The sequence below is a fragment of the Caulobacter zeae genome (assembly GCF_002858925.1).
GTDB classification, from domain to species: Bacteria; Pseudomonadota; Alphaproteobacteria; order Caulobacterales; family Caulobacteraceae; genus Caulobacter; species Caulobacter zeae.
This window is the reverse complement of sequence record NZ_PJRS01000011.1, coordinates 414,050-424,033: the sequence shown is the minus strand read 5'-3', so window position 1 is coordinate 424,033 and position 9,984 is coordinate 414,050. Positions and strand designations below refer to the sequence as shown.

General features: G+C 70.7%; 11 protein-coding genes and 1 pseudogene. 9 read left to right on the top strand and 3 right to left on the bottom strand.

What is annotated here, in order from left to right; all coding sequences use genetic code 11:
- Positions 1-205 (top strand): annotated as a pseudogene (locus SGCZBJ_RS06795) (IS110 family transposase); the annotation flags it as partial.
- A gap of 102 nt (positions 206-307) precedes the next feature.
- On the opposite strand, the gene SGCZBJ_RS06790 reads toward SGCZBJ_RS06795, so the two are convergent.
- Complete coding sequence (locus tag SGCZBJ_RS06790; RefSeq protein ID WP_101717241.1) at positions 308-901, bottom strand: DNA-3-methyladenine glycosylase I; 594 nt, start codon at positions 899-901, stop codon at positions 308-310.
- A 130-nt stretch (positions 902-1,031) separates the two neighbouring features.
- On the opposite strand from SGCZBJ_RS06790, the gene SGCZBJ_RS06785 reads away from it, so the two are divergent.
- Positions 1,032-1,454 carry a hypothetical protein gene (locus SGCZBJ_RS06785; protein ID WP_101717240.1) on the top strand — a complete coding sequence of 141 codons (423 nt, stop codon included), beginning with the start codon at positions 1,032-1,034 and terminating at the stop codon, positions 1,452-1,454.
- A gap of 22 nt (positions 1,455-1,476) precedes the next feature.
- On the opposite strand, the gene ygfZ is transcribed toward SGCZBJ_RS06785, so the two are convergent.
- On the bottom strand, positions 1,477-2,298 hold the full coding sequence (gene ygfZ, locus SGCZBJ_RS06780) for a CAF17-like 4Fe-4S cluster assembly/insertion protein YgfZ (RefSeq protein ID WP_101717239.1): 822 nt from the start codon (positions 2,296-2,298) through the stop codon (positions 1,477-1,479).
- A gap of 109 nt (positions 2,299-2,407) precedes the next feature.
- Here ygfZ and SGCZBJ_RS06775 point away from each other — a divergent pair, with 109 nt between their 5' ends.
- From SGCZBJ_RS06775 to SGCZBJ_RS06760, 4 genes are all read left to right on the top strand, one after another.
- Positions 2,408-3,616, top strand: coding sequence for a glycosyltransferase family 9 protein (locus SGCZBJ_RS06775; RefSeq protein ID WP_101717238.1), 1,209 nt, complete (start codon positions 2,408-2,410; stop codon positions 3,614-3,616).
- A 4-nt stretch (positions 3,617-3,620) separates the two neighbouring features.
- Positions 3,621-4,178 carry a hypothetical protein gene (locus tag SGCZBJ_RS06770; RefSeq protein WP_101717237.1) on the top strand — a complete coding sequence of 186 codons (558 nt, stop codon included), beginning with the start codon at positions 3,621-3,623 and terminating at the stop codon, positions 4,176-4,178.
- 154 nt (positions 4,179-4,332) lie between these two features.
- Positions 4,333-4,626, top strand: a complete 294-nt coding sequence (locus SGCZBJ_RS06765; RefSeq protein ID WP_101717236.1) for a GIY-YIG nuclease family protein — start codon at positions 4,333-4,335, stop codon at positions 4,624-4,626.
- A gap of 237 nt (positions 4,627-4,863) precedes the next feature.
- Complete coding sequence (locus SGCZBJ_RS06760) at positions 4,864-6,198, top strand: dihydroorotase (RefSeq protein WP_101717235.1); 1,335 nt, start codon at positions 4,864-4,866, stop codon at positions 6,196-6,198.
- A gap of 158 nt (positions 6,199-6,356) precedes the next feature.
- On the opposite strand, the gene SGCZBJ_RS25245 is transcribed toward SGCZBJ_RS06760, so the two are convergent.
- Complete coding sequence (locus SGCZBJ_RS25245; protein WP_165799261.1) at positions 6,357-7,901, bottom strand: DUF2235 domain-containing protein; 1,545 nt, start codon at positions 7,899-7,901, stop codon at positions 6,357-6,359.
- 181 nt (positions 7,902-8,082) lie between these two features.
- Here SGCZBJ_RS25245 and SGCZBJ_RS06750 point away from each other — a divergent pair, with 181 nt between their 5' ends.
- From SGCZBJ_RS06750 to SGCZBJ_RS06740, 3 genes are read left to right on the top strand one after another with little or no spacing between them, the layout of a single operon-like run.
- The gene (locus SGCZBJ_RS06750; RefSeq protein ID WP_101717234.1) at positions 8,083-8,430 is read left to right on the top strand and encodes a YciI family protein; all 348 of its coding nucleotides are present in this window, start codon (positions 8,083-8,085) and stop codon (positions 8,428-8,430) included.
- A 3-nt stretch (positions 8,431-8,433) separates the two neighbouring features.
- Positions 8,434-8,748, top strand: coding sequence for a YciI family protein (locus tag SGCZBJ_RS06745; RefSeq protein ID WP_101717233.1), 315 nt, complete (start codon positions 8,434-8,436; stop codon positions 8,746-8,748).
- Positions 8,745-9,974 carry an RNA polymerase sigma factor gene (locus SGCZBJ_RS06740; protein ID WP_101717232.1) on the top strand — a complete coding sequence of 410 codons (1,230 nt, stop codon included), beginning with the start codon at positions 8,745-8,747 and terminating at the stop codon, positions 9,972-9,974. Before SGCZBJ_RS06745 ends, SGCZBJ_RS06740 begins: the two co-directional genes overlap by 4 nt.
- Positions 9,975-9,984: the final 10 nt, after the last annotated feature.

Here is a 9,984-nt window from a genome sequence, read left to right as displayed (position 1 = left end):
CGGCGGACGCCCGTGCGTCCGCGCCGCCCTCTACATGGCCGCCGTCAGCGCCGTCCGCTCCGACCAGGGCTTCAAACGCGAGTACCTGACCATGCGCGCCGCGGGAAAACCCGCAAAGGTCGCCCTCGTCGCCATCGCCAGGAAGCTCGTCGTCGCCGCCAACAGCATGCTCAAGGCCGGCCAGCCCTGGCTCAAACAGCCTTGACCCAACACAGTCGCCGGATAAGCCCTGCGGGCTTTCCGGGATGACGATCGATTTAGCATTGATTTCAAAGACTTTCCTCTCCAGGAAATTGAGTCCGCCCCCTTAGTGACGATGCCCCAGCGCCTTGCACTCCTCGTGGCGGAAGCAGGTGACGAAGTGGTCGTTGACCATGCCGACCGCCTGCATGAAGGCGTAGACGATCACCGGGCCGCAGAACTTGTAGCCCTTGGCCTTCAGCGCCTTGGCCATGTCGACCGCCAGCGGCGTCTGGGCCGGGACGTCGCCCATGCCGGTGAAGGCGTTCTGGATCGGGGCGTCGCCGACGATGCCCCACAGGAAGGTCGAGAAGTCTTCGCCGCGGTCTCGCATGTCCAGATAGATCCGCGCGCCGTTGATGGCCGCGTCGATCTTGGCGTTGGAGCGGATGATGCCCGCGTCGGCCATCAGCCGGGCTCGGTCGGCCTCGCCGAACCGGGCCACGACCTCGGGATCGAAGTTTGCGAAGGCCGCTCGGAAGGCCTCGCGCTTGCGCAGGATGGTGATCCACGACAGCCCAGCCTGGAAACCGTCGAGCACCAGCTTCTCCCACAGGGCGCGGCTGTCCCACTCGGGCACGCCCCACTCGGTGTCGTGGTAGGCCTCGTACAGCGGGTCGCCGTTCATGCCCCGCCAGGTGCAGCGATGGATCTCTGTCATGCGGCGACGCTAGCAGACCGCGCGCCGAAAACCAGAACTTTCAGGGAACATTCGCACCCCCGCGACGGAAACGCCGGTCTCGCACGTTAGGCTTGGCTAGAGGGACGCCAACGACAAGGAGAAGCCGCTGATGCGCGCTTTCCGAACTCTCGCCGTGCTCGCCCTGGCGACAGCTGCCATGACCGCCACGCCGGTTCTGGCCCAGCATCGCGACAGGGACAACAACCCGCCCGGTCCGCGCGGCGGTCCCGGCACCAACTGGGAGAACCCGCCCGGCTGGCGCGGCGGCCCCGGCGCCTCGCCCGACCGCCGCTTCTATCGCTGGAAAGGCCAGAAGGTCCGCTTCGACTATCGCAACGGCTATTACTACAACCCGCGCTGGGGCTACTGGCACCCGACCCACGGCTGGTGGAACCAGGCGCGCCGCTGCTGGCTCGACCGCGACGACAACCCGCCCGGTCCGCGCGGCGGCCCCGGCACCAACTGGGAGAACCCTCCCGGCTGGCGCGGGGGTCCCGGCGCCTCGCCCGACCGCTACGGTCGCTGCCGCTAGACGCTGCGGCGAAGGCGGCGGGTCAGCCCGCCGCCGGCGCCTGCGGAACCCACTCGGGCCGGTCGACCCGCACCGGACGGCCGTCGACGGTGAGATCCGCGCCCTCGATGCGGTCGAGGCGCAGCAGGGCCATGGCACGGCCGTCGCTTCCACTCAGCACCTCGCCGGCGCGAAGCTCGCCGGCCAGCACCTCGGCGCCGAAGGCAGGAGCAGGGCCGTCGAAGACGATCGGCAGCATGCGGTTCTTGATCGTGCCGCGCCGCTTCATGCGGCTGGTGGTCTCCTGGCCGACGAAGCAGCCCTTCTTGAAGTCGATGCCGGCCAGCAGGTCGAAGTCGGCCTCGATCGGGTAATTCTTGTCGCTGAGCCAGTCGGCCGGACCGGGCACGCCCAGCGCCAGGCGATGGGCCTCGTAGGCGGTCTCGTCGGCGTCGGGCTCGCTCGCCGGGCCGTAGACCCGCGCGCCCAGGGCCGGCAGGCGCGGATCGGCATAGAACCCCTCGCCCGTCACCGGCGCGCCGGCGGGATCGAAGGCGGCGGCCACAGCCAGGTCGATCGGCCCGATCTCGACCTTGGCCCGCAGGCGGTACATCGACAGCCGCGCGACGATGGTCTCGCGATGCTCGGCGGCGACGTCCAGCAGGGCGCCATCCGGCAGGCCGGCAACGAACAGGTCGTAGAGCAGCCGCCCCTGCGGTGTCAGCAGGCCGGAAAAGCGCAGCTCGCCCGGGGCCAGGCTGTCGACGTCCTGGGTCAGCAGGCCTTGCAGGAAGCTGCGCCAGTCGGGGCCGGCGACGGCGATGACGGCGCGGGACGGGAGGCGGGCGAGACGCGAGCTAGTCATGGCCGCACATGTGGCGCCGAGGCGACGCCGACGCCAGTCTTTCGGCTCAAGAAAGCTTAAGCGGGATAACGGGATGCGTTGACAGCCGGTTCACCCTATACATGGACCGATGACACAGCGGGCCTTCCCGATTCTCTTCATCACCGCCACGCGTATTGGCGACGCCGTGCTGTCGTCCGGCCTCATCAAAATGCTGGCCGACGAGATCCCCAACGCCCGCTTCACCATCGTCGCCGGCCCGCTGGCCGCGCCGCTGTTCGCCCATGTCCCCGGCCTCGATCGCGTGATCGTCATGGAAAAGGGCAAGGGCAAGGGCCACTGGTTCAAGCTGTGGAACCAGGTGCGCCACAAGAAGTGGGGCCTGGTGGTCGACCTGCGGGGCTCGGCGACCGCTCTTTTCCTTCGCCGCGAGAAGCGGGCGATCTGGAAGAAGACCCCCGGCGAGATCGCCCACAAGGTGGTCGAGACCGCCCGCGTGCTGAAGATCGACGGCGATCCGCCGGCCCCGCACCTCTACATCACCCCCGAAGTCCAGGTCCTGGCCGACCAGATGCTGGCCCCGCGCGGCGGCGAGCCGACTGGCCCGATCCTGGCCATGGGCCCGGCCGCCAACTGGATCGGCAAGGTCTGGCCGATCGAGCGCTTCACCCAGACCGCCGCCCAGCTGCTGGGCCCTGGCGGCAAGCTGGAGGGCGGCCGCCTCTTGATCCTGGGCGGTCCCGAGGACGGCCGCATGGTCGAGGAGCTGCGCATGGCTTCCGCCAGAGGCAGATGCATCGACCTGACCGGCAAGGTCGACCTGCTGACCGCCTATGCCTGCCTGAAGCGCGCCGACCTCTTCATCGGCAACGACAGCGGCCTGATGCACATCGCCGCCGCCGCCGGCACGCCGACCGTCGGCCTGTTCGGCCCCTCGGACGAGCGCCGCTACGGCCCCTGGGGCCCACTGACCCGCGCCGTGCGCGGCCCGCGCGACTTCGACCAGTTCAAGGCCGTCGATCCCGACCTCTCGCAGGCCATCCGCCACATGAGCGACCTGCCGGTGGCCAAGGTGGTGCGCGCCGCGATCGAGCTGCTGGACGAGGCCCGCGCCGGCGCCGCGCCGCCGGCGGCCGTGGAGCCCGAGCCCGTCGTCGAAGCGGCCCCGCCCGAAGCATCGATCGAGGCGCCGGTCGAGACCCCCCTCGCCAGCGAGGCGGCGCCGGAACTGCCGCTCGACATGCCCGCTCCCCCGCCCGCGCCCGAAGCGGAACCCAAGCTCAAGGTCTCGCCCCGCCGCCGCAAGCGCCCGGACGGCGAAGCCAGCCCTCTGGTCTGATCCCGTGAAGGCGATCCTTGTGCTGTGCGCGCTGCTTGGCCTCTCGGCCGCCTCGGCGACGGCCGCTCCACAGACGCCCGCCGACCAGTTCTTCGCCCGACTGACGGCCCTGTGCGGCAAGACCCTGACCGGCCGGGTCGTGGCCGGCGACGCCGCCGACGAGCCCTTCCGCAAGTCGGCGCTGGTCATGACCGTGGCCAGCTGCGACGCCCGCGAGATCCGCATCCCCTTCCGGGTGGGCGAGGACCGCTCGCGCACCTGGATCGTCACCCGCCTGGAGGGCGGCGGCCTGCGCCTCAAGCACGACCACCGCCACGCCGACGGCGTCGAGGACGAGCTTTCCCGCTACGGCGGCGACACGGTCGAGGCCGGAACGGCCCAGTTGCAGCGCTTCCCGGTCGACGCGGAGTCCAAGGCGATGTTCACCCGCCTGGACCGCGTGGTGTCCAACACCAACGTCTGGTCGCTGGGCCTGACCGACCAGGCCTTCACCTACGAGCTCTCCCGCCCGGGCCGCCTGTTCCGGGTGTCGTTCGACCTGGACAAAGGGGCCCAACCCTAACCCCCTCCCCCGATCTCCCCCGCGAAGGCGGGGGCCCAAGCTGAGGGCGCCGCGCCAACGGATTTCTCAATTCTCCCACGAGCAATTGCGTGGTTGCGCGCTTAAATTGTTCACCTTATGTTCTCAGAAAGCCAACACCAGCACGGCGTGATCCATGGACCTCCTGTTCTCGGTCTACATCCTGGCCAGCGCCCCCTACGGCACCCTCTATTGCGGCCATACCGACTATCTCGCCCGCCGTATCTGGCAGCATCGGGAAGAGCACTTTCGGGGCTTCACCCGTCGCCACGGCGTGCACCGCCTGGTCTGGTACGAGAATGGGGACAGCCGTGAAGGCGGGCTCATTCGCGAGCGCCAGATCAAGAAGTGGAACCGCGCGTGGAAGATCCGGCTGATCGAGGCGATGAACCCTCACTGGCTGGACCTGTATGAGACGTTGAACTGCTGAGCGATCGTACTGGCGGGACGCCTCCCCCTCGTCCGATTTCCCCCGCGAAGGCGGGGGCCCAAGCTGAGTCAGAAACCTGTTCTCCCCTGACGCTTTCCAGAGGTCGCCAATCCCGCTTGGATCCCCGCCTTCGCGGGGAAGCTTGGAGTTGGGGTGCAACGGCGAATGACACGAAACGTGTTGCCACCGCTCCCCAGCGGACCTAGACCGCCCCAAACCACCGCAGGAGCGCGCCCCATGTCCCAGACCTTCGACCTGATCGTCCGTGGGGGCGAGGTGGTGAACCACGCTGGGCGCGGGATCACCGACATCGGCGTGCGCGGCGGTAAGATCGTCGCCATCGGCGACCTGTCGCAGGCCAGCGCCGGCGAGGTGTTCGACGCCTCGGGCCTGACCGTGCTGCCGGGCGTGATCGACAGCCAGGTGCACTTCCGCGAGCCGGGCCTGGAGTGGAAGGAAGACCTGGAAAGCGGTTCGCGCGGTGCGGCCCTCGGCGGCGTCGTGGCCGTGTTCGAGATGCCCAACACCGAGCCGACCACCACCGATCCGGACGCCCTGGCCGACAAGCTGGCCCGCGCCAAGAACCGCATGCATACCGACCACGCCTTCTATGTCGGCGGCACCCACGAGAACGCCAACTTCCTGGGCGAGCTGGAACGCCTGCCCGGCTGCTGCGGCATCAAGGTGTTCATGGGCGCCTCGACCGGGTCCTTGCTCGTGCAGGACGACGAGGGCGTCGAGAACGTGCTGCGGCATGTGAACCGCCGCGCGGCCTTCCACTCGGAAGACGAATACCGCCTGGCCGATCGCCGCAGCCTGGCCCGTCCCGGCGACTGGACCAGCCACCCCGAGGTGCGCGACGCCCAGGCCGCCCTGCAGTCGACCCACCGCCTGGTGCGCATCGCCAAGAACCTGGGCAAGCGCATCCACGTGCTGCACGTCACCACCAAGGAAGAGATCGACTTCCTGGCGCTGAACAAGGACGTCGCCAGCGTCGAGGTCACGCCCCAACACCTGACCCTGGTCGCGCCCGAAGCCTATGAGCGGCTGAAGGGCTTCGCCCAGATGAACCCGCCGATCCGCGACGCCTATCACGTGGCCGGCGTCTGGCGCGGCATCGAGGCGGGCATCGCCGACGTGCTGGGCAGCGACCACGCCCCGCACACCCGCGAGGAAAAGGCCCGCCCCTACCCGGCCTCGCCGTCGGGCATGCCGGGCGTGCAGACCCTGGTGCCGGTGATGCTGACCCATGTGGTGGACGGCAAGCTCAGCCTCGAACGCTTCGTCGACCTGACCAGCCATGGCGTCAACCGCGTGTTCGGCCTGGCCGACAAGGGCCGCCTGGCCGAGGGCTTCGACGCCGACTTCACCATCGTCGACATGAAGGCCCGCAAGGTCATCACCCACGCGCAGATGGCCAACCGCGCCGGCTGGACCCCGTTCGACGGCTTCGAGGCCAAGGCCTGGCCGGTGGCGACCATCGTCCGCGGCATCGTGGTCATGCGCGACGACGAGATCATCGCCGAGGGCCGCGGCGAGCCGGTGCGCTTCCTGGAAACCCTGGCGCACTAGGGTCCGGCGCGGATCCGTACTTTACCGGTTGAGACGAAAACCTTGTCCTTCGACAAGCTCAGGATGAGGTTTTTCCATCGCTCGGGCCTGTAGACGGACCTCACCCTGAGCTTGTCGAAGGGCGAGGGCCGCGCACCGGGCCTGAATGTCGATGGGGCCTACCTGCCGAACAGGCCCCGCACCCAGGCGCCGACGCCCGCCAGGACGTCGGCCGCCGGTGCGCCGAGCCCGAACGGCAGCAGCCGCAGCAGCTCGTGGGCGATCACGCCCAGCAGCCAGGCCAGCAGCAGGGCGCCAGCGATCAGCGCCAGCACGAACAGCAGCCGGAACGGCGGGCCGGTGAACAGCTCGACATAGCGGTGCGGGCCCAGCCTCGTCTCGCCGGTGAACGGCGAGAACACCTTGGGCCGATAGTGCGCCATCCGCGTCCAGCGCAGCCGCGCGCCGGGATGCACCTCGTCGCGGCCGATCGACACCGCCCGCGAGCGATAGCCGCCGATCATGCCCAGGAGGTCGGTCATCCAGACCGGCCGCAGCGTTCCGGGCCGGCGCCCGATGCGCCAGTCGACCAATGGATTGGCCAGGTCCCCGGCCTGGGCCAGTTCGCCGTCCGGCCGATCGTCGAACACAAGGCCCGCCGCCTGCGCGCCCTGCGCCACCCACAGCAGGGCGGCGCTGGACAGCCCCAGCTCGAAATTGCCGCCGCCGACCGCCCCGTGGTCGCCCGGGAACCACTTCTGCTGGTAGCGCCGCTCGCCATAGGGGATGTAGCCGGGCGCCTTGCGGTCCACGACCTGGGCCAGGGGCGCGACCTCGCGTCCCGCCTTGGCCGCCCGCGCATTGCGCGCCTTGATCCCGGCGTTGAGCTCCTCGGTGGCGGTGATGTTCAGGTCACGGATGTTGGAGAACGGCGCGGCGCTGAAGGTGCGGCGGTCCTCGTCGGCGGCGATGGCGTGGCGCAGGCTCTCGATCAGCTTCGAGGCCTCCGTGTCGTGGAAGCGGAAGCGCTTGTTGAAGGCCGACAAAAGCCAGAAGCGGTCGGGCACGCCCAGCGAGCCCACCGTGTCCCATAGGCCCAGATAGCGGATCCGCACGGCCCGCCTGCGGCGCACCTCGTCGGTCAGCAGGCATTCCTCGCCCTCGGCCGCATCGGCCGCCCGCCGGGTCACGGTGGTTTCGCCGACCTTGCGCAGCAGGTCCTCGGCGCCCACCACCTCGCGCCGCGAATAGCGGTCGCGGAACTCCTGGCACTCGGGCCCGGCGGGATGGATCTTGCGATTGCGATAGAGCTGCATGGCCTCGGGCACCCGTTGCAGGTGCTCGGGCCGCAGGATGCCGCATTTGCGGATCAGGCCACACAGGCTGCGCGCGGTATAGGCGCCGCGGCTGAAGCCGAAGATGAAGATCTCGTCGTCCGGCTCCTTGTAGTTCAGGACGATGAAGCGGTAGGCCTGCTCGATCTTGCGATCCAGGCCCGCCCCGAAGGCGCCGCCGAGGATGGCTTCCAGGCGGTCGCTGATGCGGCTGACTCCGGTCGCGGTGCCCACGCCCTCGTCGTAATAGACCACCTGCGGCACGCCGGGCTTGCCGTTCCGGCCGGGCGGATCGCGCACCACCGAGCGCGCCAGCCGGGCGACATTGGTCAGGTTCTGCATCTGCAGCCCGTTCCAGGTGCCGTCGCAGAATACCGCCAGCCGGATCATGGTCGCCTCCCCCAAGGCACAATCTTTGCGCGAAGTTATCCGCATTGAAGCCATCGGTAAACGCGCTTGCGGCAGGTCCTGGGGGCTCGACTTTTTTCGCCGGCGCTGTCGAATGCGGCCGGTCCGGCGCGTCTCTCCTTCGAAGGCGGCGCACAGGGCGTCCGCCGGACGGAGACCCGCCATGAAATACATGCTGCTGATCTACGAGACCGAGGCCCACTATGCCGGCGAGACCGGGCGGGCGCTGCTGGCCGACGTCATCGCCGGGCACATGCGGTTCACCGAGGAACTGCAGGCGGCCGGCCTCGACTGGAGCGGCTCGGAACTGGCCCCCACCGAGGCGGCCTCGACCCTGACCCAGGACGGCGTCGTGCACGACGGCCCCTTCGCCGAGACCCACGAGCAGTTGGGCGGCTTCTACCTGGTCGACGTCGCCGACCACGCCGCGGCGGTGGAATGGGCGCGGAAGATCCCGCTGTCGCCCGGCGGCAAGATCGAGATCCGTCCCGCCGGCGACAACTGCGGCTAGGCCGTGCGCTACGTCCTACTGGTCTATGAGGACGAGGCGGCCGCCGCCGCGCTGGCCCCGGTCCGCCGGACCTTCGCCGCCGCCCTTTCGGCGGCGGGGGTCCTGCGGGGGCAGGCGGCGCTGAAGAGCCCGGACACCGCCACCACCCTGCGGCGGGACCGCCCCCTGCACGACGGCCCGCACGCCGAGGCCGGCGAGCCGCTGGCCGGCCTCTACCTGATCGAGGCCAGCGACCTTGACGCGGCTCTCGCCTGGGCCCGCCGCCTGCCGCTGGGCGACGGCGCGGTCGAGGTGCGGCCGCTGGCCGAGGCGGCGTGAGCCCCGAGCTCGACCGTGCCGCGCGCGAGGCCGGCGGCCGGATCATCGCCGCCCTGGCCGCCGGCTTCCGCGACCTCGACCTGGCCGAGGAAAGTTTCGCCGAGGCCTGCGCCCGGGCGGCGGCGACCTGGCCCCGCGACGGCGTCCCGCGCCAGCCGGCCGCCTGGCTCTACGCCGCCGCCCGCCGCTGCGCGCTGGACGCCCTGCGCAAGCGGGCGGTGCGATCGCGGCTGTCGCCCGACGCGCCCGAGCCGGAACCGACTGTCGAGGACGACCTGGCTTCGGACGAGCGGCTGATCCCCGACGAGCGCCTGCGGCTGATCTTCGTCTGCTGCCATCCCGCCGTAGCCCCGGAGTCGCGGGCGGCCCTGACCCTGCGCCTGGTCTGCGGCCTGTCGGTGCAGGAGATCGCCCGCGCCTTCCTGTTGACCGAGGCGGCGATGTTTCAGCGCCTGACCCGCGCCAAGAAGAAGATCGCCCAGGCCGGCGTGGCCTTCGAGGTCCCCGGCCCCGAGGCCTGGCCGCAGCGGCTGTCGGCGGTGCTGTCGACGCTGGAGGTGGCCTATTCCAAGGCCCACGAGGACGCCGCCGGCGCCGGGGCTCACGCGGCCTACGCCCGCGAGATCCTCGACCTGACGGCGGCCCTGGCCGAGCTGGCCCCGAGCGAGGCCGAATGCCTGGCCCTGGCGGCGCTGGTCCGCTACGCCGAGGCCCGGCGGCCGGCCCGGCTGGACGAGACCGGGGCCATGACGCCGCTGTCGCAGCAGGACCCCGCCCTCTGGCGCCGCCCGCTGATCGACGAAGCCCAGGCCTATCTGCGCCGCGCCGCCGATCTGGACCGGCCCGGGCCCCGCCAGCTTCAGGCCGCCGTGCACGCCGTCTGGTGCGGCCGCCGAAGCCTGGACGAGCCGCCGCGCTGGGGCGCGGTGCTGGCCCTCTACGACGCCCTGCTGGCCTGGCGCGACGACGCCGTGGCCCGCCTCAACCGCGCCGTGGCCCTGGCCGAGGTGGCGGGTCCGCAGGCCGCCCTGGCCGAGGTCGAGCGGCTGGACCCCGAGCGCCTGGCCGCCTTCCGGCCGTTCCACGCCGTGCGCGCCGACCTGCTGGCCCGCCTCTCCCGCCCCGAAGAGGCCCGCGCCGCCTACGACCGCGCCCTGGCGCTGGATCCCGCCCCGGCCGAGCGCCTGTGGCTGGAACGCCGTCGAACGGCGCTCGACGAGGATTGAACGGGCGTTT